22 protein-coding genes are annotated in these 22,339 nt (G+C 61.6%); 7 read left to right on the plus strand and 15 right to left on the minus strand.

Going from position 1 to position 22,339, the window contains the following annotated elements; translation table 11 throughout:
- Positions 1 to 39 precede the first annotated feature (39 nt).
- Together Har1129_RS20475 and glmS are read right to left on the minus strand one after the other, a co-directional pair.
- The gene (locus Har1129_RS20475) at positions 40 to 201 is read right to left on the minus strand and encodes a hypothetical protein (RefSeq protein WP_162470422.1); all 162 of its coding nucleotides are present in this window, start codon (positions 199 to 201) and stop codon (positions 40 to 42) included.
- 133 nt (positions 202 to 334) lie between these two features.
- Positions 335 to 781: a methylaspartate mutase subunit S gene (glmS, locus tag Har1129_RS06150; RefSeq protein ID WP_151099861.1), complete on the minus strand. Its 447-nt coding sequence runs from the start codon at positions 779 to 781 to the stop codon at positions 335 to 337.
- A gap of 254 nt (positions 782 to 1,035) precedes the next feature.
- Between glmS and Har1129_RS06155 the strand changes: the two genes are divergently transcribed.
- A complete protein-coding gene (locus Har1129_RS06155; protein ID WP_151099862.1) occupies positions 1,036 to 1,569 on the plus strand; it encodes a GNAT family N-acetyltransferase in 534 nt (177 codons plus the stop codon).
- A 104-nt stretch (positions 1,570 to 1,673) separates the two neighbouring features.
- Here Har1129_RS06155 and Har1129_RS06160 read toward each other — a convergent pair whose 3' ends face one another.
- From Har1129_RS06160 to Har1129_RS06170, 3 genes are all read right to left on the minus strand, one after another.
- The gene (locus Har1129_RS06160) at positions 1,674 to 2,681 is read right to left on the minus strand and encodes a sodium:calcium antiporter (RefSeq protein WP_151099863.1); all 1,008 of its coding nucleotides are present in this window, start codon (positions 2,679 to 2,681) and stop codon (positions 1,674 to 1,676) included.
- Between the two features lie 47 nt (positions 2,682 to 2,728).
- Positions 2,729 to 3,664, minus strand: coding sequence for an A/G-specific adenine glycosylase (locus Har1129_RS06165; protein WP_151099864.1), 936 nt, complete (start codon positions 3,662 to 3,664; stop codon positions 2,729 to 2,731).
- A gap of 109 nt (positions 3,665 to 3,773) precedes the next feature.
- A complete protein-coding gene (locus Har1129_RS06170) occupies positions 3,774 to 5,639 on the minus strand; it encodes an ATP-binding protein (RefSeq protein WP_151099865.1) in 1,866 nt (621 codons plus the stop codon).
- Between the two features lie 157 nt (positions 5,640 to 5,796).
- On the opposite strand from Har1129_RS06170, the gene Har1129_RS06175 reads away from it, so the two are divergent.
- Positions 5,797 to 6,123, plus strand: a complete 327-nt coding sequence (locus tag Har1129_RS06175; protein ID WP_151099866.1) for a hypothetical protein — start codon at positions 5,797 to 5,799, stop codon at positions 6,121 to 6,123.
- Positions 6,124 to 6,301: 178 nt separating this feature from the next.
- On the opposite strand, the gene Har1129_RS06180 is transcribed toward Har1129_RS06175, so the two are convergent.
- Both Har1129_RS06180 and Har1129_RS20480 read right to left on the minus strand, forming a co-directional pair.
- On the minus strand, positions 6,302 to 6,577 hold the full coding sequence (locus Har1129_RS06180; protein WP_004518082.1) for a PadR family transcriptional regulator: 276 nt from the start codon (positions 6,575 to 6,577) through the stop codon (positions 6,302 to 6,304).
- Between the two features lie 662 nt (positions 6,578 to 7,239).
- Positions 7,240 to 7,386 (minus strand): hypothetical protein, encoded by a 147-nt coding sequence (locus Har1129_RS20480; RefSeq protein ID WP_191906138.1) that lies wholly within the window; start codon positions 7,384 to 7,386, stop codon positions 7,240 to 7,242.
- 59 nt (positions 7,387 to 7,445) lie between these two features.
- Between Har1129_RS20480 and Har1129_RS06185 the strand changes: the two genes are divergently transcribed.
- A complete protein-coding gene (locus tag Har1129_RS06185; RefSeq protein ID WP_151099867.1) occupies positions 7,446 to 8,165 on the plus strand; it encodes a TFIIB-type zinc ribbon-containing protein in 720 nt (239 codons plus the stop codon).
- An 80-nt stretch (positions 8,166 to 8,245) separates the two neighbouring features.
- Here the strand turns inward: Har1129_RS06185 and Har1129_RS06190 are convergent, their stop codons facing one another.
- The 4 genes from Har1129_RS06190 to glyA form a co-directional block, all read right to left on the minus strand.
- Positions 8,246 to 8,728 carry an NUDIX domain-containing protein gene (locus tag Har1129_RS06190; protein ID WP_151099868.1) on the minus strand — a complete coding sequence of 161 codons (483 nt, stop codon included), beginning with the start codon at positions 8,726 to 8,728 and terminating at the stop codon, positions 8,246 to 8,248.
- Entirely contained in the window at positions 8,729 to 9,622 is an 894-nt protein-coding gene (locus Har1129_RS06195) for a bifunctional methylenetetrahydrofolate dehydrogenase/methenyltetrahydrofolate cyclohydrolase (RefSeq protein WP_151099869.1), read from the minus strand.
- 74 nt (positions 9,623 to 9,696) lie between these two features.
- The gene (locus Har1129_RS06200) at positions 9,697 to 10,287 is read right to left on the minus strand and encodes a hypothetical protein (RefSeq protein ID WP_151099870.1); all 591 of its coding nucleotides are present in this window, start codon (positions 10,285 to 10,287) and stop codon (positions 9,697 to 9,699) included.
- An 86-nt stretch (positions 10,288 to 10,373) separates the two neighbouring features.
- On the minus strand, positions 10,374 to 11,621 hold the full coding sequence (glyA, locus tag Har1129_RS06205; RefSeq protein WP_151099871.1) for a serine hydroxymethyltransferase: 1,248 nt from the start codon (positions 11,619 to 11,621) through the stop codon (positions 10,374 to 10,376).
- A gap of 152 nt (positions 11,622 to 11,773) precedes the next feature.
- Here glyA and Har1129_RS06210 point away from each other — a divergent pair, with 152 nt between their 5' ends.
- From Har1129_RS06210 to Har1129_RS06220, 3 genes are all read left to right on the plus strand, one after another.
- Positions 11,774 to 13,861: a hypothetical protein gene (locus Har1129_RS06210; RefSeq protein WP_151099872.1), complete on the plus strand. Its 2,088-nt coding sequence runs from the start codon at positions 11,774 to 11,776 to the stop codon at positions 13,859 to 13,861.
- A gap of 368 nt (positions 13,862 to 14,229) precedes the next feature.
- Positions 14,230 to 15,048, plus strand: a complete 819-nt coding sequence (tbsP, locus tag Har1129_RS06215; protein ID WP_151099873.1) for a transcriptional regulator TbsP — start codon at positions 14,230 to 14,232, stop codon at positions 15,046 to 15,048.
- 31 nt (positions 15,049 to 15,079) lie between these two features.
- Positions 15,080 to 16,789: a YcaO-like family protein gene (locus Har1129_RS06220; protein ID WP_151099874.1), complete on the plus strand. Its 1,710-nt coding sequence runs from the start codon at positions 15,080 to 15,082 to the stop codon at positions 16,787 to 16,789.
- 24 nt (positions 16,790 to 16,813) lie between these two features.
- On the opposite strand, the gene Har1129_RS06225 is transcribed toward Har1129_RS06220, so the two are convergent.
- The 3 genes from Har1129_RS06225 to Har1129_RS06235 all read right to left on the minus strand — a co-directional run bounded on the left by Har1129_RS06225 (position 16,814) and on the right by Har1129_RS06235 (position 19,177).
- Entirely contained in the window at positions 16,814 to 17,962 is a 1,149-nt protein-coding gene (locus Har1129_RS06225) for a DUF63 family protein (protein WP_151099875.1), read from the minus strand.
- Between the two features lie 102 nt (positions 17,963 to 18,064).
- Positions 18,065 to 18,904, minus strand: a complete 840-nt coding sequence (locus Har1129_RS06230; protein ID WP_151099876.1) for an inositol monophosphatase — start codon at positions 18,902 to 18,904, stop codon at positions 18,065 to 18,067.
- A gap of 72 nt (positions 18,905 to 18,976) precedes the next feature.
- Complete coding sequence (locus tag Har1129_RS06235; protein ID WP_151099877.1) at positions 18,977 to 19,177, minus strand: hypothetical protein; 201 nt, start codon at positions 19,175 to 19,177, stop codon at positions 18,977 to 18,979.
- A gap of 897 nt (positions 19,178 to 20,074) precedes the next feature.
- On the opposite strand from Har1129_RS06235, the gene Har1129_RS06240 reads away from it, so the two are divergent.
- Positions 20,075 to 21,292 (plus strand): glycosyltransferase family 2 protein, encoded by a 1,218-nt coding sequence (locus tag Har1129_RS06240; RefSeq protein ID WP_151099878.1) that lies wholly within the window; start codon positions 20,075 to 20,077, stop codon positions 21,290 to 21,292.
- Positions 21,293 to 21,319: 27 nt separating this feature from the next.
- Here Har1129_RS06240 and Har1129_RS06245 read toward each other — a convergent pair whose 3' ends face one another.
- Entirely contained in the window at positions 21,320 to 22,306 is a 987-nt protein-coding gene (locus Har1129_RS06245) for a hypothetical protein (protein WP_191906137.1), read from the minus strand.
- Between the last annotated feature and the right edge of the window lie 33 nt (positions 22,307 to 22,339).

Here is a 22,339-nt window from a genome sequence, read left to right on the forward strand (position 1 = left end):
CCAGTTTGTCACGACCATGGAGGGCGCTCTGGCCGACGCTCAGTTGTCGTGGTACACGTAGAGGAGGTTCGGATACGGGATGTATGCGACCCGTTCCAGTCCGCCGCTGCCGACCTCCTTTTTCAGGTGGACGCCGTTTGATCCTTCGACCACGTCGTGGATGTTCTTGATTTCGGTGCCGTCACTCAGCTCAGCTGTCATATGAGACATTGTGAATCATACACGCTCTGGTCGTAAAGCACCCCGGGCTGCCTATGGTCGACGACAGCAATAGCTGAACGTATGCCGGAGTATGCATTTTCCACTGGCACTAGCGGCTGAAAAAGGTCCGCGCTCAGGAGCCGAGCTGGATTTTCTCGGACGACGCTTCCTCGCGGGAGCGGTGACCGAGGTCGGCTTTCAGCGCCTCAATAGCCTCCTCCGGATCGGTTTCGGAGTTAAAGACTCGGTCGAACCCGAGCGCCTTGAACGTCTCGCGCGTCTCCTCGAAGGAGTCCTGTCCGACGGCGAGGTTGCCGCCGATGTACGTCGTCACGTCCAGTCCTGCCTCGTTGATCTGCTGCTGGAACCCTTGGCAGTCCTGCTCGGCGTGGCCGTACAGCGACGAAACGAGTATCGCCTCGGCGTCGTGTTCATCCGCGGCGTCGATGAACTCCGACTGGGACGACTGGACACCGAGGTTGACTACGCTGAACCCCGCCGCTTCGAACGCTCGTTCCAGAATGGTAATCCCAACGACGTGCGCGTCGGAGCCGATGACACCGAGGATGACTGTCCTCATACAAGACCACCAATGGGTGTCAACTACATAAACCTAATGATAAACCATGATAGATTATGGGAAGCGTTCACACACACACAGCAGGGAGAGGATATTAGCCGTGATAGCACAAACGAACCGATAGACACAGCATCTATGGTACGGGACACGCCTCAGCGTTCGACCGAGCCACTGGGACGACGCCGTCTGTCACGCCGGTCCACCCAGTGTGGCACCCGCCCGGAACAATCTATCTGTCCAGCGTTGGGATACGCATGACGACCATCCGCCGAGCCTTCGATGCGGACGCCGACGGCATCCGTCGGGTCGCACGAGCGGCGTGGCATCACGCCTACGACTCGCTGGATTCCGACGTCATCGACGAGACGATAGCCGACTGGTACGCCGACCCGCTGGGTAGCGCGCTCCACGGGTGGGCCGGCGGCGTCCCCGCCAACGACCTCGACGACATCGAGGCGACGCTACTGGTCGCCGAACAGGACGGCGAAATCATCGGCTTCACCCAAGGAATCACCATGCACACGATGGGGACGATGCTGCGGCTGTACGTCCATCCAGATCATCATGGAGAAGGGATCGGGACAGCGCTGTACGACCGACTCGAAGGCGTCTTTCTAGAACACGGCGTCGAGCAGTTCAGGGCGCTTGACCTCGCCTCGAACGACCGGAGCCGGGAGTTCTTCGAGAACCTCGGCTTCGAGCGAGCAAAGACTCGTACACTCACCATCGGCGGCGACCCCTACGACGAGGCGGTTTACGCCCGCACGCTATCGACCGACAACGAATAGCACGCACTGACTGCCGGATGACCCAGCCCGACCGCTCACAGGCATCACTGCCGCGGTCCGGAGCTTGCACTGGCAACCCACCGGAGACAGCAACGCGGCCCGTCTCAGATACCCCGAACCGTTTCAATGAGCCCGACAGATTCCAGTGCCATCCAACAGACGAACACCACGTACAGGCCAAGCAGCGTGTACGCTTCGCGGTCTGAGAGTTCGAGTTCCGTCCGGATGAACACGAGGAACACAAGCGTCGCGAACCCCAGAAATCCCATCGTTGGAATCGCCACCAAGAAGTCGATTGTCGCCCGGCCTGCCAGAAGAACACCGACGGGAATCGCCACCAGAAGGTTGAACGTGTTGCTTCCCAGCACGTTCGTCAGGCTCGTGACGCTGTCGTCGTTTTTCGCCGCCCGGACGCTGACGAAGGCATCAGGGAGACTCGTGCCGGCGGCGATGACGGTCAACCCCCAGAGGAACGTCGGCGTGTCGAAGATGACACCGAGAGAGAGCGCGCCCTGTACCATCGCCTCGACGCCGACGGTGATGATGACGAGTCCGACTCCGAGAAGCCCCCACTCTCGGCCCGGACGGACGCTATGAGTTTCGTCCGCGACGTGCTCGCTGGCGTCCTGCTGGTGTAAGAAGACATAGATACCGTAGGTCACGAGCGGAACGGCTGCGAGCGTGGGGGTCAGTACAGCCGCCTGATTGGTTCCGCCCGGGACGTACGTCGCCCCGAGCGCGAACACAATGAACAGGATGAGGACACTGATGACGTAGAACTGGGCGTCTTTGTGGACGATGTCGCGCGTCGACCTGAGTTCCTCGCTCGACAGCGCCGCGAGGGCCGGAATCACGAGCAGATTAAATATCGCGCTCCCGACGATGGCACCGACGCCCAGCGAGAACTCGTCGTGGACGAGGGTGCTGATGACGACCGAACTTATTTCCGGAAAGCTCGATCCGACGGCGACGACGATTGCGCCGTGGACCGCCACTGGCAGCCCGTAGTACCTGCTCAACTGCTCTGCGGCCCGTTCGAAGTACGCGCTTCCCTTCCAGATGACACCGGTTGCGACGACGATGAGGACGACCGAACCCAGCAAGCCAGCCATTGTGGACGTATTGACCACAGGGGTTCAAGGGTGTATGCCACTGGCGGTCAGCGCCGGAGGCGCGCGACGGTATCACCGTCGCTGTCCTCGACAGCGACTAATCCGTCGTCCGCGAGGTCCGACAGCAGTCCGCGAAGCCACTCCCGGCCGTACTCCCCGTCCGGCGCGTAGTCGACGCGCACACGCGGGCCGAGTTCGTCCAGCCGCAGTTCGTCGTACTCCTTGAGCGCGGAGATGACCCGGCCCCGCATCTGTCGACGGCTTCCCTCGAACTCGGGCTGGGTCGGGACGTCCGGTGCGGTGAAATCGCCCGTCTCGTAGGCTGAACACCACTCGCGCCACGGACACTGTGCGCCGTCACAATCCGGCGTCTTTTCGCAGGCGACACCGCCCAGTTCCATGATGGCGTTGTTCCAGACCCGCGACTGACCCGCTGGCATGAGCGTGTTCGCGGCCGCTGCAAACTCTGAATCGTCGTCTGGCACACCGAATGCGCGGTACAGGACGCGCTTGACGTTCGTATCGACGACGGCGTTCCCGTTGTTGAACGCGAAGGAGGCGACGGCGTTGGCGGTGTAGGGACCGACGCCCATCAGGTCGCTGAGGCCGTCCGGGTCGCGGGGCCATTCGCCGTCATAGTCCTCGATAATCTGGCCTGCGGCCTCGTGCAGGTACTTCGCGCGGTTGTTGTATCCCAGTGAGTGACTGGTCCAGAAGCCCACCACAGCAGAACGGTCGGCCTCCGCCAGCGCCGCCGCAGTCGGCCAGCGGTTCAGGAAATCCTCCCAAGCGTCGATGACTCGGTCGAGTTGGGTCTGCTGGCTCATTATCTCGGAGACGAGGATTTCGTAGGGATCGGTCGTCTCCCGCCACGGGTACGAGCGGTGGTCCGCCTCGTACCACTCCACGAGCGCGTCCCGGACAGCCGACGGGTCCGTGGGCACGCCTCCCGAGCGGTCCGTCGCTGTCGGCTGGTCAGTCATACCTCCGTTTAGCCCTGTCCTGATTTGTGCGTGGCGGTCGTTGCCGCTCGTCCGAAAACCGCGTCTGGAAAGCATCGCGACCATCTCACAATAGGTACAGCCGACAGTATCAGTCGTCGGCTTCGGACCGTCCCCACTCGAATTCGGTCCCGTACCAGTCCGGTTCGTCCTCGCTGAACACGTCGGCGAACACGAACATCGCGCCGTCGGGGTAGGTCGTATCGATGTACAGCCGCCAGCCGTGGGCCTCCGCGATTGTCTTGACGATAGAGAGGCCGAGCCCGGTCCCCTCCTCGCTCGTCGTGTGACCGTACTCGAAAATATTGTCGACCGCGTCGGTCGGAATCCCCGGCCCGTCATCGGCGACATAGAACCCATGTTCCGTCAGTCCGACCGTGACAGTCACTTCCGGGCCGACGTGGTCGATTGCGTTGCGAAACAGGTTCTCGAGAGCTCGCAGGAGCCGCGTCCGGTCGGCGTCGATGGTTCGACTGCCCGCGACTTCGATGCTGGCGTTTTTGTTGTCGATGTTGTCCCACGCCTCGGTGACGACGCCCTCCAGCGGAACCGGGGCCGTCTCCTCGACACTTGCGCCCTTTCTTGTGAGCGTCAACACGTCGTCGATTATCGACTCGATACGGTCGTGTGCGCCTTCGAGTTTCTCGATATGGGACTGGAGGTCGGCCGAATCCGTCTCCGGGTCTGACAGCCGCGTCGCAAGCAGTTCGACGTGGCCCCGAGCCACGGTAAGCGGGTTTCGGAGATCGTGGCTCAGTGTCGATGCGAACTCGTCTAGCCGCTCGTTTTGGCGTTCGAGTTCGTGACTCGACCGCTCAGCCTTCTTCCGGGCCGTCTGTGCCTGTCGGATCTGGCTCCGGAGCGTGTCCCGCATGTTTCCGAAAGCGTCGTACAGCCGCCCGATCTCATCCTGTCGAGTCGTCGATACGTCAACACCGAGATCGCCCTGTTCCATCGCCTGCGTCCGGTTACGGAGCTGTCTCAGGGGCCGAATCGTATGCCGTCCGAAGAGGTATCCCGCGACGCCCAGAGAGACGACTGCCGTCCCGACGACAGCGAGGTATCCCCAGCGGACGAGCCGGCTCGTTCCGTACAGTGACTCTCGCGTTGCGCTCGTCATGACCACCCACGACGTGCCGTTGACGGGCGTGTACGTTGCGACATGGTCCTCCGTTTCGATAGTCGTCGTTCGGCCCGCTGTCGCGTCCCGGAGGCCGTCCTGACTAATTCGCGCGGAACCGCCCGAACCGCCGATAACCGGCTCTCCGTCTCCGGTGAGCAAGTGCGTCTCGAACCCATCGCGCTCGCCGTGAACCTGCTCGGCTGGGACTCTCGAAACGAGAACCAGCGCCCCATCGCCATCAGACACGGGGGCTACGAACGCCATCGAGTGGCCGTCACCGTCCGCGTATGCTGTCGACCGCACGACTCTCCCAGCATCGGTGGTGTCGTTCATCGTCGCCATCACGGGCGCCTCCCACGCAGGTTCGACCGCCCACGGAGATCGGCCTTCTGTGTTCGTCCCAGTACTAGCGACGACTATCTGAGAGTCGGCGATGGTGGAGATGTAGTGGAGCGAACGAATCTGTGACGACTCTGCCGTGGCTATCGTGGTGAGGTACTGTCTGATGTCTGCGGGCGTCCCAGTGTCATATACCCCTGCGGCCGTGATAGCGACGGCTTCCGTCTCGGTGGTTGTCCGCCACTGCTCGATACTCTCGGCGCGATACGTGGCCGACGTTTCGAGGTCCGCCGCCGCGCCGCTGACGACCCGTTCTTGGATCTGCAGGTAGCTGCCGAAGCCGACGGCTGTGAGTACGACAACGATTACCGCCAGCGCGACAGCGAACTTCGCCGCGTAGTTACGCACGGACGCGTCCGGGAGGATTGCGTGAAGCTGCTCTATCAGCCCATCGGGCTGACTGGACGCTGCTGTCTCATCCCCACCACCTGTCATTATCTAATCTGATCCTTCGGTAATCGACCGCTACCCATCGTTATGTTCAGCCCATGATATAATTTATCATATGTTATAATCGTAGGCATCTGTGTTTCGAGAGAGCGGCCCCAGACGAGTCGTAAGGGGTTTCCTCGCGCTCATCGTCTCCTTTCGTATGAGCCTCGACGACCTACAGGACGATATTGAAGCGGCGTACGGCGACTTCGACGACGAATTCGAGCTATCGATCGACCGCGAGACGCGCAACGAACTCGCGATGTTGTCTGTTGCACTCGACCCGGACGACCCGGAAGAACTCGTCAGGCGCGCGGTTCACATGCTGTTTCAGTCGACCGTCGACCGAGGGACGCTGGATTTCAATCTCCGGTCGAGCTACGATTGCACGTACGATGAGTACCTCTCGGGGATGACCTTCGACCAGATGACCGGGAACGACTTCCCCCAGCAACAGGAGAAGGACGACCGGCGCTACCAGTTTTAAATCAAGAGAGCCAGCGCCAGCACCGATGCGACACACAGGACGACTGAACAGTGGAGTTCCCGTTTGAGCACCAGCAGCAGTGACGAGAAGGCGACAACCGAAACACCTTCCAATTACTGATTAAGAGACGCGAGACTGCGGGCGAAACAACGACCTCAGCACAAGCGTCGCGACGCTGTTACAGGTCGACGTACTGGTCTTCCCACTCGCGGCGGGCGTCGATCTCGCGTCGGCCACGACGTGTGAGCGTATAGAAGTTGGTCCGGCGGTCGCGCTGCCCTTTCTCGACCAGTCCCTTGTCAACTAGGGTGTCGAGGTTCGGGTACAGGCGACCGTGATGGATCTCCTTCTCGTAGTACGCTTCGAGTTCCTCCTTGATAGCTAAGCCGTGGGGTTCCTCCCTGCCAGCGATCACGTAGAGAAGGTCACGCTGGAATCCTGTCAAGTCGTGCATCGATTCACCTATGTAATGATTTAGTATCTATACTGTTAAATATATCGGCCCAGAGAATTTGACGTGGTTTCGGTAGTTCTGGGTGTCGAATTTTCTGTATGTAGACCCTCAGCAATCCATTTATCTATATGGTAACTACAGTCAGAATGTAATCATTCCTCGGAAACTGATGGCAACAGTAGCATTTGTCAGCGGAGAATACAGATGGCATAGTACAGCGCCCTGTTCGAAAACGATGATCTACCAGCACGCCCAGCGCGGAGGGACAGAAGGCCACGTTCGCGCCGCCGTCGCAAGCGGAGTTTAAGATGAGAGGCGAGCGCGGGGGCCTGAAGGACGACGACGGCGATCAGCATCGAAGTCGAACGGGAGTGCCCCGAGAACGCGACAGGCACAGAACAGTCTATCGAGTAAGTCGTATCGTCCAGCAGTCGCTTTTCCGATGTACAGATTCCACTCGTGTTAGGTCGTTTGCAGCGAAGTAAGTGGAAAGCGGTCGCGAAAAACGCGACCGCTTGCCGCCCTGAATTGGTCCCCGCTGACGCTTCGGCCCTCCAAGCGAAGCGTCACTTGGTCGAATGGGGCAGAATAACTTAAAAGTACCGGCCCCGTCCAGCAGATGTTAGTTATCGAATTAAAATCGAATGTAAGCTATAACTAATCTAGATGTGTTCCTCCTCAAGCACCCACCCAAGGGCTCGCTTGTAGTGGGTGAACATCATTCGGACCCGCTCGTGGTCCATCTCCTCGTCGGCTAACTGTTCAGCAAGGAACTCGTACTGCTCGCGAATCTCGTCTTCCGAGCGCATGCGTGGGCGTAGACAGCCCTCACGGAACAATCTTGAGGGCTGCCCTCTCAGCATCACGTATGAAAGTCCGCGGGGAGCGCGAGTGTCAGGACTGTGGCACGCGATGGCGGTACTACGAGACGGGGAGCATTGCCTGTCCGGACTGTGGCAGCATCCACAGTGTCGGCATCGACGAGCACACCGAACATACCGATACACCGGCTACGCTCGATCTGACGCCGGTCCGGAATCGCATCGACGCGGATTCGACACGGGAAATCGCTGACGCGGTTGCGGAGCGGTGCCGGGAGTACACGCGAAAGCGGGGGTTCATCGACGCGGGCGAACTTCGCTCGCTCGACCCGACGTTCGTCGCCGCAGTCGAACTCCAACATGTCGGCACACACCTCTCCCGAGAGTTGCGCAGCGGCGACTCGGCGGAGCGGTACTTCTACGAACTGCTCGGCGGGGCGGACGACGGCGACCGTCCAGCTGTCGAAGACGTCCCGTCGGCGCTTCGAGTGCCGTACGGTCTGGCGATGGCGGCCGCCGTCGACAGCTATCAGCGGGACGTACGGACATATCTGGATGCCAATCCGGAGCCCACCGCGAGACAGCTTTCCGGACGGATACGCGACCATCGAAAGCGGATCGAGGCGCTGGACGGCAACGTCGACCCCGCCGACGCGAACCGCCTCGCCCATGCAGCACGGGACTTGGGTTCGTACATCACCGGCGACGAGAGCGCCTTCGTCAGAGCAGAGAACTGGCTCGCCGGTATCGAGGACGACACCGTCTGATACTGTGTACCTATTGCAATATCTTCGCCTCTCTAGAGTGGCGGAATTCTTCACAAACGGATAGCCGACAGTATGTGCAGTCAGCGGAGTCGCCGGAGCAGCCGCTCGTCCAGACAGTTTTCTGGGACTGAATCCCGCCACGCGACGGTCTCTATCGACTCGCCGTCGAGTCCGGGGTCCGACGCGAGCGCCGTCGAATCAGCCGTGCCGCGGTAGGTCCCGAAGAAGAACGTCGCCTCACGCCCGCCGTCGGTCACGACAACTTCGGTGACCGCGGCGAGGTCGTCAACAGTGATGTCGATACCGGTCTCCTCGCGGACCTCGCGGCGCACGGCCTCCTGACGCGTCTCACCGGCTTCGACGCCACCGCCCGGGAGCTTCCAGATCTCGTCTTCATGGACGAACAGCAGCCGCTCTGCCGGGTCGGTGACGAGCGCGCCCACGGCCCAGTGGAGGCCGCGGTCGGCACGGGTGCGGACCCCGTCGACGCCCGCTGTGTCGGTCTCCCGGGTCACCCGCCGAGTGAGTACGTCACGGTCTTCGAAGGCCGCGAGCGTCGGCATTCAGGGGAGGTCGACGTCGATGTCGTGTTGCAGGCCCGTCGCTTTCACCGTGTTGTACAGGAGCATTGCGCGGGTCATCGGGCCGACGCCGCCGGGGACCGGCGTGATTGCGCCCGCGACTTCCTTCGCGCTCTCGTACTCGACGTCGCCGACGAGTTCGTACTCTTTCTCCGTGTCGGCCTCGACACGGTTGATGCCCACGTCGATGACTGTTGCGCCCTCGCCGATCATTTCGCCGTCTATCATCTCGGGCACGCCGGCTGCGGCGACGAGAATGTCCGCGTTCCGCGTTCGCTCGGCGAGGTTCTCGGTGCGCGAGTGACACACCGTCGTCGTCGCATTGCCGCCCGGTGCCTTCTGAATGAACAGGTTCGCCATCGGCTTGCCGACGATGTCTGACCGGCCGACGACGACGGCGTCCTTGCCCTCGGTGTCGACGCCGGCGCTCTCAATGAGCTTCTGAACCCCGTGGGGCGTGCAGGGCTTGTAGCGGGCGTCACCGGCCACGAGACGACCGACGTTCTCCGGGTGGAAGCCGTCGACGTCTTTCATCGGGTCGATAGCCCGCAGGACCTCGCGGTCCTCGACGTGGTCGGGGACGGGCATCTGGACGAGGATGCCGTTGACGTTCTCGTCGGCGTTGAGCTCGTCGATGGTGTCGTACAGCTCGGCGGCGTCCGCGTCGGGGTCGATGTCGATGTCGATGGCCTCGATACCGACCTCTTCGCAGTCGTCCTGCTTCATCGAGACGTACGTCTCACTGGCCGGGTCCTCAGACATCAGCACTGTCGCCAGCGATGGGCGCTCACCAGCGTCGGCGAGCCGGTCGATGGACGCGACTAGATCGTCCCGAATCGACTGGGCGACGGCGTTGCCGTCGATAATCTCTGTCATTACGTACACCGGCGGCGCGGGGCAGTATGAACGTCCCGGATTCCGGCCAGCCGCGGCGGTCGCCGCTCCCCCGCTCAGGGACAGGCCGACTCCGCGACCGTCTTGCGCTCCGACCCCTGCGCGACCGGCCGCGTCTCGCCGCCCGGGACAGCCACCGTCATCGCCTGCCCGCCGTAGCCGTGGGTCTGGTCGTGGCCACGGACAACGACACAGGACACGTCGTCGGGAACCGCAATCGTCTCTGACCGGGTGAACGGGGCCGTCGAATGGGCGTGTCCGAGGTCCCGACGGCCGAGCCGGTCACCGCCCAGCGTCTCGGCTTGCCACCAGTCCGCGTAGCCGTCCTCGCCGTCGTCGTCGTGATACAGCGTCACGTCGAAGCGGTAGTCGCCGCCGCCTTTGTCGTCGATTTTCACGTCGACGACGTTGGCTTCTCGGAGGGCCAGTTCCTCGGCATCGGTCGTCTGGCCGTCAGCCGCTCGCTCGGCTGTCACGGTCGCGGCCTCCATCTTTGATGCCGTGGCTGCCGCTGTCGACTCGCCCCCGCTGCCATCGCTTTGCCCGGTTTCCTCTCCTGACTCGACGGCGAACTGTGTACAACCGGTGAGCGTCGACAGTGCAGCACCCAGCGCAGAGAGCGTCCAGCGTCGGGTTGTGCGGGACATACCGGACGCGTCGATTGGAGATGATAAAAAGGGAGACGTGACGGTGCGTTGACGGCAGAACCCGTTCTCCGAGAGTCGGTGCAGCGCTATTCGTACAGCGTGTACTCGTCGGTCATCTCGTCTACGCGGTCGCTGACTTCCGCCACGACATCGTCGTCGTGGGGGGCGTCGACGACCTTGTAGATGAGGTCTGCAACCTCGCGGCAGGCGTCCTCGTCGAAGCCACGCGTAGTGAGCGCGGGCGTGCCGGCGCGGATGCCCGATGGGTTGAACGCCGACCGGGTCTCGCCGGGGACGGTGTTGGCGTTGAGGACGATACCAGCGTCCTCCAGCGCTTCTTCGACTTCCTTGCCGGTGGTGTCGGGATGGGACGGTCGGAGGTCGATGAGCACGAGATGGTTGTCCGTCCCGTCGGAGACCAGATCGAGGCCGTGCTCTTTGAGTCGGTCACCGAGCGCGATGGCGTTGTCGACGGTCTGTTGAGCGTACTGCTCGAATTCGGGGGCCAGCGCCTCGCCGAAGCCGACGGCCTTGCCGGCGACGTTGTGCATCAGCGGGCCACCCTGAGAGCCGGGGAAGACGGCAGCGTCGATGTCGTCGGCGTACTCCTCGTCGCACATGATGATGCCACCGCGGCCGGCGCGGATGGTCTTGTGCGTCGACCCAGTGACGAAGTCAGCGACGCCGACCGGCGATTCGTGGACGCCGGCGGCGACGAGACCGGTGATATGAGCGATGTCCGCGAGGTGGTAGGCGTCGACCGCATCGGCAGCCTCTTGAATCCGCTCGAAGTCGACTTCTCGGGGATAGGCGGAGTAGCCCGAAACGATGATGTCCGGCTCGAACTCCTCTGCGTGGTCGTGGAGGCCCTCGTAGTCGATGTAGCCGGTCTCCTCGTCGACTTTGTACTGTTCGACCTCGTACACTTGGCCGGCGAAGTTCGCCGGGTGGCCGTGGCTGAGGTGGCCGCCGTGGGTCAGGTCCAGCGAGAGAATCTTGTCGCCGGGTTCGAGGACGCTGAGATAGACGCCCATGTTGGCCTGCGAACCGGAGTGTGGCTGGACGTTGACGTGGTCCGCGCCCCACAGTTCCTTCGCGCGGTCGATAGCGAGTTCCTCGACGTCGTCGGCGTACTCGCAGCCGCCGTAGTAGCGTTCGCCGGGATAGCCCTCGGCGTACTTGTTCGTCAGTTCGGAGCTCTGTGCCTCCATCACAGCCTCGCTGACGTGGTTCTCGCTGGCGATCATTGCCAGCGTGTCGTTTTGCCGGCCTCGTTCGCCCTCCAGAGCGTCTGCGACTGCCGGGTCCGCTTCCCGTACGGTTTCGTAGCTCATGTATCCGAGTCAGGACCGATACGACAATAATCTACCCTTTGGCCTACGCATGTGTGACGGTGTCGCGCCTCATCCGGTCCACAGGGACGGTGGGTGTGACGACGTGCTGACACCCGTACGTATATATCGGATGACGTTCCACATATCAACACATGGTCACCTGGGGGGTGGCAGGCGAGCGGGTGGGCCGGGATAGCAGTGAAACGCTGGACTGGGATGGAGAAACGGTCGACCCGACCGCGCTGGTGCGCCAGTTACACAATCGAGAAGTCACGGACGGCGAACAGTTACCACACCGTGTCGACGACTGTTACCGCGGGACTGTCACCGAGTTAGCGCTGCCGGCGGTGGATGCTACGGTAACCCGAGTCGACGCAGACGCTACTGCACGGACTGTCGATTCACCGACGACGATTCAAAACGGAACGCATCTGCTGACGATGCAGGCTCGTGCTGCGGATAGTGATCGGGAATCGCCGCTCGGTGTCACCGACGATATTCGGATTCACGTCCGCTTCGACGGCCCGGCGTCGCTCCACTCAGCCGGTGTTACCTCCGTGCTTGGTTTCCAAGAGCCGACGAGCATTACCGTCGGGTTCATCTGGAAAACGAACGCGGAGCGGCCGCATCTGCAGGTCCCCGCGACGCCTGCAGGACTCGCAACGGCGATCACGCATCTGAGCGGTGCTCACCACACGATGCAGCCGTCCCGGTCGCACCCGGAACTCCGGAGTCATCCGCCGATAGTCACGACCGGCGAGACAACCCGTATTCCCGAAACGGTTCGGCAGAACCGTCCCGAAACCGGCATTACGCTCCGTGTGCCAAAGTGCGAGGCGGAACTGCTCGTCAGCGCACCGCTGGCGTACTATCTCGGAGCGGAAGTCGTGGTCGAGTCACGGGATGCCGCACTGTTGACGGCCGAAGGCACGTCGGTACACCTCTCTTTCGACGCGTGGCCGTCGCTACAGGCCGGCGTCGCCGCACTGCTCCGGAAGGTGTTCTACCTCGACTGCCAGATCAGACGCGTCGACCCCGCCGAGAGCGGCCCTCGTATCACCTCCGCCCTCTCGCTTGACCCGGACACAGTTCGGTCGCTGTCGCCGGCTGAACGGCTCGAACGGTACGTCGATGTCTCCGACGAGGCAGTAAACTCGATTCTGCCGGAGTGGCCCCTCTCGACGTACGTCTCGCCGGAACCGGAGCGGGTCCGCTGCCTGCCCTTCCTGCTCGACCGGCTCAGTCTCATCTACCTGCCAGACAGTTCCCGGCTCGATCAGGATGAGCTCCTCGACAGAACTCTGGCGGATTCGTATCTGAGCCGCGGATCAGCAAAGCGCCCGCCAGTCATCGAGCCGAACTTGCGCGAAGGCCAGCTACACTCTTGGCTCGCGCCGGGGAACCCGATAGACGCCTGCAAAACGCCGCCGGAAGCGTACGCGAACCGATACCGGAGTCAGAACCGGGACACCGACAATCAGCGGGTCGCGGTCGTCCTCAACGACGAGGAGATGGCCGACGAACACACCGAAGTCACGGAAATATACCGAGCAGCGGACCTCCCGATGGACGTACAGGTCAGCGAACTGCTGTCGGTCAGCGAACTGGCCGACGTGTTCCGCCAGCCGACTGATTTCGTCCACTTCATCGGCCACTGTGACGAGGAGGGGCTGCGCTGTCCCGACGGTAATCTGGCGCTGTCGACGCTGTCAGAAGCCCGAACGCAGACGTTCTTCCTGAACGCCTGTGGCTCCTACGATGAAGGGCTTGACTTGGTCAAACAGGGTGCGGTCGCCGGCGCGGTGACACTCACCGACGTGTTGGACAACCACGCTGCCTTGGTCGGGACTGCCTTCGCGCGCTTGCTCAGTAACGGATTCAGTATTCAGCGAGCGCTGGAACTCGCCCGGCGGCGGATAATGATGTGCAAGGACTACGCGGTTGTCGGCGACGGGACCTACTCAATCGTTCCCAATCCAGCACACCCAGCGGTCGTCTGGCTCTCCAAAGGGGAAACCGAGTTCGACGTACAGTGTACGGTTGTCTCTCCGGAACGCCCCGGCGAGAGCTACCGACTGCCGTTCGACGACAGTGCGGCGCTGAACGGCGAACAGACGAGCCACTCACTCGGCGCTTCTGAGTTGGCTGACGCGCTTGGACAGATATCACTGCCAGTCATCTACGACGGGGAGTTTCACTGGTCCGACGACCTTGCCGCGAGCCTCCGGACAGAGTTCTGACAGAGCGGCAGGCTCTGAGGGACGCCGGGACGGCCGCCGATTGTTTCAGAGTCCGGTAATCGAGTAGTCGCGACGAGGCGACATTCTCTGTGCAGCTTGCATACCAAGTACAGATTTGATACTGTGCCGAAGTTGGAGACTTCCTCGGAGTGGAGAACTGTCACACAGCCGCCGATTCGTCTATATGCGCGTGCTCCCGACGAGCAGAACAGGTGGTTCAGTCCGTGAGGCAAACGCCTTCTGCTTAGGACAACTGACCAATATTTTATCGCTGTTCGCCGGTGGGTGTTGTCGGATTGTTGGCGAAATCAACACAGTTTGGCCGATAAAATTAAATATAATAATACACTAGTTACTGGTAACGGACAATGACCGAAAATCTCCTGCAAGACGACGTCGGTTCTATGTTGACCACGGTGTTTGGGGCAACTGACGAGCCGGTGTACGTCGTGAACCCGTCGCGGCGGAGCATCTCTGAGCTTGTGTCGACACTGGACGCAGATTCGGACGCACCCGAAGTTCGGCTACTGGCCGACGAGCGCGCACTGAAAGACGTCATGGACGACTTCCTCGTTGCAAGCACCGCGGCCGACCTCATCGATGAGGGGCGGCTCACCATGCGGCTGCTCGACGACGTGCCGAACCACTCTGTCGCGGTGACCGTCGATACGGTGTACGCACTCGTCACAATCAGCGACACGGTCGGCGGTCTCGGGACCGATGACGCGGCATTCGTCGACAACGCCTACGACTACTACGACACAGCTTGGGCAGACGCCGACGAGTACTCACTCCGGACGCCGCCACTCAACCGCGTCCAGAGCACGCTGGAATCCGACATCGGCCCGGAAACCGCGTCGGACTTCAACGATGTCCTCAACTCGCTGTCGACGGCCCGCGGCGACGGCGATGGGCTCGACGAGGTCACCATCAGCCTACTCGTGGCCGCACGGAACGGCGAACTGCTGTACGACATCAGCAAATGGGGCGAAGATGTCGGGCTGGCGAGCAAGGCGACGTTCTCCCGGACCAAGACCAAGCTCGAAGACATGAACCTCATCGACACCGAGAAGGTCCCCATTGACGTGGGCCGGCCGCGACTCCGCCTGATGCTTGGCGACGACCGGCTCAAAGACGCCGACCCGGACGAACTGGCGTCCGTGGCCCAGTCCATCCTCGCCGCGTAGGTTTTTCCCGCTCCACCGCGAGGGGTTCGGCATGCAGACTGTCGAAGTCGTCGGGCGTGGACCGGCCGTCGATGCACTTACCGCGTTTCTCGCTGCTATCGACGTTTCAGTAGCACAGCCGTCAACACCCACAGACGCCAGTGGCGACCTCGCCGTCGTCGTCGACACCGTCGGTTCGGAGACGTTTACGGCGTGGAACGACCGGGCGAAAGACGATGCCATTCCGTGGGTCGCCGTCGAACTGGGCGGCGTCGGCGGCGTCCCGGTGACTGACGCCGCGATCAGTGGGTTCGGTCCGGAGACGGGTTGTTTCGACTGTCTGCGGACTCGGGTCGAGGCAACGGTCGATGACACCGAGGCAGTGACAGAAGCCCCGACAGCAGCGACGCAACGATTCGCGGGAGCACTGGCCGGTCGACTGATAACCGAGTTTCTTGACGGCGATTCCGCCCTCTTCGGGACTGTCACGGAGCTCCCACATACCCAGCGGCGGTTCCTCCCGGTCCCGGGCTGTGACTGCCACGGGACTCCGAGCCGTACCCTTGACGACGGCCGACAGACGGCTCCAGACAGCGAGGCGCTGTCGCGAGCAGAGCTGGGGCTTGACGACCGGGTCGGCATCGCCACAGAAGTCGGTGAGGTCGAATCGTTCCCGGCTCCGTACTACCTCTCGACGCTCGCCGACACCGCCGGTTTCAGCGACGTATCGGCCGCTGCCAAGGCCGCAGGTGTCGCTATCGACTGGGATACGGCGTTCATGAAGGCACTGGGTGAGAACTACGAGCGGTACGCGGCCGGGGTCTACCGCGAAGGGAATCTGCAGCACGGAACAGTCGCTGCTGTTCCAAATGCCGTTACGCCCGATGCGTTCGTCAGGGACGAGACAGAATGGGACGAATCGACAGCGCTCCTCTGGGTCCCGGCCGAGGACCTGCTGACCGACAAACGATGCTCGCTCCCCGCCGAAACTGTCCACTATCCGCCGCCCTCAAACGCTGTCAGACCAGCAACGACGACTGGTCTCGGACTCGGAAACACCGTCACCGAGGCACTACTGACCGGACTCTACGAGGTCATCGAGCGCGACGCCGCGATGCTGTCGTGGTACTCGACGTTCGAGCCGCTCAGAGTTGCCGTCGATGATCACGAGCGGTACGACACGCTCCGGCGGCGTGCAACGTCTGAAGGGCTCGACGTGACGGCGCTGTTACTGACACAGGATGTAGACGTGCCGGTCATCACCGTCGCGCTGGAACGGGACGAGTGGCCACGCTTTGCGCTCGGCACCGATGCTGATCTGGATCCGGGTGCAGCCGCCGTCGGCGCATTGGAGGAGGCAGTCCAGAACTGGATGGAACTCGACAATATGGGTCCAGAGGCCGCCATGGACGCACAGGGTGCGATCGGACGATACGCCGAATCGCCCGGCGAGGCAAACGACCTGACGGCGACGGAGACAGCGGTCCCGCTGGACTCGCTCGGCCCCGATGCGGACCTCTCCGGCGAGGCGGAGCTAAAGGCGCTGTGTGACCGGACAGCTGACGCTGGGCTCACGCCGTACGGAACGCGGCTGACAACGTGCGACCTCGAACAGCTCGGATTCGAGGCGGTGCGGGTCGTCTGTCCGTCGGCACAGCCGCTGTTCTTCGGTGACGCGTTCTTCGGCGAGCGCGCCGAAGAAGTCCCGGCCGACTTGGGCTTCGAGCCACGACTCGAGCGGGATCATCATCCGTTCCCGTAGGCGCAGACGGAAGCGACTGGACCCTTAGATACCGAACGTCGCCCGCAGCATATCCCGCGTGCCCGGCCCGAGCCCGACCGCAGTGACGGCGATGAGCAACAGGAGCGCGTACCGCGGGCTGTCGTCGATGAACTCCTGATTGAACAGCGAGACGACCAGCGAGGCGACGGCAAGCTTGACGATTAGGAACGGCCACGACGTGCCGATAGCGGCCGAGAGACCGGCCGGCTGGAGCGCTTCGGTGGCCTCGATGATGAACTCGTTGGCCGGGTGTTTCGGGTAGTACGTCAGCGGGACCGACAGCGCGTCGAGCCAGTCGGCCAAGACGACGTTTGCAACGCCGTCGATGGCGTGGCCCCAGATGACCAGCAGGCCGATGTAGCCAGTTCCGTCGTTCAGTGCCGGTCGATACGACTCGAACAAGCGGTACAGGCCGTACGATATCGCCGATGCCAGTCCGACGGTCGTGATGAGGACTGACGGATACAACGTCGCGTACTCGCGTGTGAGCGCGACAAACGTGAGATAGAGCAACGTCACGGCGACGAAGGCCCCGCCGATAGCGCCGGTTGTCCGGTAGTAACTGTCGACGACGCCACGCTGTTCGAGATCCACGCAGACGACGAGGACGAGCAGCGTCAGCAAGAACACCGTGCCGTAAATGACGGGGCTGATGATGAGCGAACTCAGCGGGTACTCGACGATGGGGGAGACGCCGGCGTCAACTGCGCGGTCCGTCGCGTCCTCGACGGTCCGCAACGCGCCGCCGAGCAGCATGAACGGGACGAACGCGAAGTAGAGCTTCGGGTCTTCGGCGATGTCCAGACGCTCGAGGAGAAAGTAGACGCCGACGAGCATGTACACCAGAATCAGCATGTAGCCGATCTCGGAGACGATAGTGTACCCCGGCTCAGCGATGAGCCGTCCCTCCTGAATGGCTGCTTTACAGCCATCGTATAGCGGCTGTGGCCCGGATGCAGTCATCTCTGCACAGCTGGCCGACTTGGCGTCCGCGTACACTGGGCCCCAGAAGTACCGCCAGAGGAACCGGTCCCAGACAGCCTGTGGAGCGGCCGCAACAGCTCCGATGGCGACGAGGAGGACGGCAACAAAAGAGCCCACCCAGAGCCGGCCGGGCCCGAAGTCATCGACGGCTCGCTCGAACGTGTTCATGGGCGAGTGACCGGCGGCAGGCGGTTTTAGCGTTCCGGTCGCGTGTGCGCTGAGCGGCATCCCGCAACCCAGATGATAACGAGCCGCGTGGCGACGGTGTGGTCAGTCCCCCGCGAGCGCCTCGTTTCCGGCCGCTATGAAGGCCTCGTGTGCCTCGCCGTTGGAGGCGACGACGGAATCGCTGTCGTGGGTCCAAGGATCGCCATCGAGGTCAGTGACTGTGCCGCCGGCCTCTCGGATCATATGGACGCCAGCGAGCGTATCCCAAGGGGCCATCGAACGTGTGCATACGAGTCCTTCGAGCGCCCCGTCGGCAACGTGTGCCAGCGTTGCTTGGAACGAACCCAGACGGCGGATATCGCCAAACCGGTCGCCGACAGCGCTGCACAGCCGACCGAACTCGTCCCTGTCGGTCCGATCCCACCAGCCTACCGGCGCTACAGCGAACGTTTCCGGGTCGGTTCGCTCACTCACCGACAGTTCAGTCCCGTCCCGCGTTACGCTCTCGGGGCCGACGGCGTAGAGGTCGCCATACGAAGGGAGATAGGTCACCGATGCGACCGGTTCACCGTCGACAACTGCGCTGACGACCGTTCCCCACAGACGCATCCCACGGACGTAGTTCGCCGTCCCGTCGATTGGGTCGATTACCCACACAGAACCGCTGTCTGTGATGCTATCGACCGCTTCAGGGTCGTGGTCGGCCTCCGGTCCGGCCCGCGTCGAGAGGTCTTCCTCACAGAGGAATCGGTCGCCCGGAAACTCTTCCAGAATGGTTGCGACGACTTGCCGCTGGGCGTCGCGGTCAGTTTCCGTGACGAGGTCGTTCTTATTGGCCTTCGACTCGACACTAAGCTCGCCCCGGAACTGCTCCCGGGCCACGACACCGCCAGCGCGGGCCGCTCGTTCGGCAACCGCCGCCCGGTGGCTTGCATCAGTCATACCTGAGGCTGGACCGGCCTCGTTCAAACCATCTCGCCTTCCAGCAAAACAGGACTGGCGTCCGGCGACGGATTACTCCTCTTCGACAGCCTCGTCAACAGCGTCGAGAATGGCTTGGGCGATGTCCCGCGCCTCATTGGGCGTGTACAGGACCTGATTCCCCAGTGACTGTTCAATACGGACGTAGCCGTCATCGTCCTCAATGGAGAAAAACGCCGTATTCTCCAGCGGTGGCACGTGCAGGCTGGCCCCCTCGGACTGGTCTGTCGCCATGTTATTGTTTAGCACATAGTGCGGCTTAAATCTACGGCTCTGGACAATAGCGCCCGCCCAGTTACAAATATTAATAATCAGACCCCAACGGCTTATACTCATGCCGGATACATACGCATATGGCATCGATACGTGGGGCGCTTCGGTTCAGCAAGGACATCTCGATTATCATGCTTTTGGGAGTCGTCTACGTCCTTGGGTTAAGCGTTGCAACGCTGATCAGTGCATCAGAGGAGCGACTGCCGCGGATACACGCTGTTGGTGGCGAGGTGCGGAGCCGACTCCGCCGCCCAATGTAAGGCGGTCAGCAACCCCGAACCCCAGCCACCAACCGGCCATATTGACTCGGGTGGTTTCACTCGGAATATGTTCACCCGAAGTGGTGCATTTTTCCCGGCTACAGACAAGATCCGGGACGGCCGACCCGTCCCTCCCGCAGTAGTTTCTCGGTGTGGCTCGCCCCACAGACGCGGCGACTCAATGATCGCCCCGTGTTATAATGCTGATTAAAATATCAGTAAGTGAAACCCGTGGCAGATATAATCTGCTAGTCTGATAGATATCTGCTTCACAACGTACATTAGTGCGTGAATAATGTTGATTACTGATAGATGGCACTCCATACGACGGTTCTAGGTCGAAGAAATTGTGTACGATCAGGGGAGAATAGGAGTTCTCTGCCCAACCATTAGTATTAATCATGGGTTATCCTACCCGACAGCTTTATTATACGCTGCTTTGACATGACATTCTGTGTGGGAGCCATGCGGTACCTATCAGAAATTGGCCATTGAAATCAAATAAAATGGGGCCTACTAGCCGTATTCATCGAAAGCTTCCCAGGGGGAGTGGAGAGTGCATGCGACTAGACGCACCAGCTACAGCCGAGGTACGGGAATGACGATACAAGCAAATCAGGTAAATCAAACGGGTCAACAGGGGATCGCGTCCAAGACTGCAGACGAGTTTCTCGTCACGCCAGAGAGCGAAGTCATGCCGGTTTTGAGCGTCGTGATGCCCACCCTCAACGAAGAGAAAGGAATCGTAGAGTGTATTGATCGGATCAAGACGGCGATCTCGGAACTGCGCGTCCCGACTGAGATCATCGTAAGCGATAGCTCGACTGACGCGACACCGGAGCTCGCTCGCGAGCGGGGCGCGACAGTCGTGACTCCTGACGAACCGGGCTACGGGTACGCGTATCGCTACGCGTTCGACAAGGCGCGAGGAGAGTACATTGCGATGGGTGATGCGGACACGACATACGATTTCGAGATGATTCCGCAGCTTCTCGAACCGGTCCAGAACGGCGACGCGGACATCTGTATGGGGAGCCGACTGGAGGGTGAAATCCGGGACGGGTCGATGCCGCCGCTCCACAAATACGTCGGAAACCCGCTACTGACGCGGTTCCTGAACACGTTCTATGGTGCCGGTGTAAGCGATGCCCACAGCGGTTTCCGTGTGTTTACCACGGATGCGCTCGAAACGCTAGAGTTAGAGACGACCGGGATGGAGTTCGCCAGCGAGATGATTATGGAGGCCGGTGCAAACGACCTCACAATCGAGGAGGTCCCGATTATCTACCACGAGCGGGAGGGCGAGGAAACGCTCGACAGTTTCAGTGACGGCTGGCGACACGTCCGATTTATGCTCGTGAATGCGCCGGACTACCTGTTTTCGTATCCGGCGCTGTTGCTAGTCTCGGTCGGAGCAGTGTTGATGTCGCTGTCAATCGGTCGGCTGTCGGTCGGTGGCGTCAATTTCGGTATACAGACGATGGTCGGCGGGTCGTTACTGGCAATCGTCGGGTATCAGGTCTGGACGCTTGCGCTGTTCAGTTCCATCGCCGCGAACCCGATAAACCAGCCCGATGGTGTCCTTGTCGGCATGATACGGGAGCGGTTCCAACTGGAACACGGCGCGTCGATTGGTATCCTCGCGGCTGCTGTCGGTATCCTGTACCTCGGGGGCGTCTTCGGACAGTGGCTGCTCGCCGGGGAAGCGGCGTTACCGTCAGCCACGACAACCCTTCTGGCCTCGACAGTCGTGGTGCTCGGGCTACAGACGGTGTTCGGGTCGTTCTTCATGAGCATGCTAGCCGACAGCAGCTAACCGTTGACCGTCGCTTTCGCGGGCTAGTCAGTCCTGCGTACACCTGCTAGAGCACGTTCCGTTCGCAACGCATTCAATGTCGGGTTGCGTTCGGTTCTCGGCGACGAACTGCCACTCGTTTCGGCCTACGCTGTCGGTACCGTTCGAATACGTGAGCTGTCTGTACAGTCCGTTGTAGTTCATCACGCTATCGTATTCTGTCTGGGAGTAGCGCTCCTCGTCTATGCCATCCTGATGAGCGTCGAGCCCCATCGCGTGCCCGAACTCATGCATGAACAGCGAAGCGGTAACTCTCGTCGAGTCGAACCGCTCCATCGCCGCGATCTCGGGTCGGCCCGCGCCGACGAAGTAGTCGTCCCCATTGTATGCGACGTCGTCGGTGACCAAGACGTAGTAATAGCCGTCAGAACGATACTCCGAATGGTTGGCCCGGAAATCATAGATGTCGTTCCCGGAGCCAGCGTGGTGTTTCGAGTGGACCGTCCCGTTAGCCGAGAGGTTAGTATCGTCCGTGACGAGATGGATATCGATCCCGGTGGAGCCGTCGGGGTTCGAAACGGGTGCATCGTCGAAGGTTTCGATAATTGATGTCTGGACCGAGTCACTGAGCGTCGTTGACTGCGTGGAATCAACTTCGACGTAGATGTCTGTTCGGAGTGGGTCAGCCTCTGGAATGGCCTGTTCACAGCGGACTTCCATGCCGTCCGGGTAGCCGTCCCCGTCCGTATCCACGTCGGTTGGGTCAGTATCGTAGACGGACCGCTCTAGCGAATCTGACAACCCGTCGCCGTCGGTGTCAGTGCCGTTCGCGTTGACGTGTGCCTGCTGTGCGCTCGGACTATCGGCTCCACCGCCGCTAGCGGTGTTCACCTGCGGTGACGTGCCGGCAACTGGAAACACGACACCGGCGAGAAGCAGCGTGACGAGTACGATGGCACCGACGCGAAACAGCGGCAGGCGACGAAACCAGTTGCTCGCGAGGCGGCGAGCGCCGACTGAGATGTCTGGGACCATAGTCGTAGTATTAATATTGATTTTAGTTTCTGC

It is taken from the genome of Haloarcula sp. CBA1129 (genome assembly GCF_008729015.1).
GTDB lineage: Archaea > Halobacteriota > Halobacteria > Halobacteriales > Haloarculaceae > Haloarcula.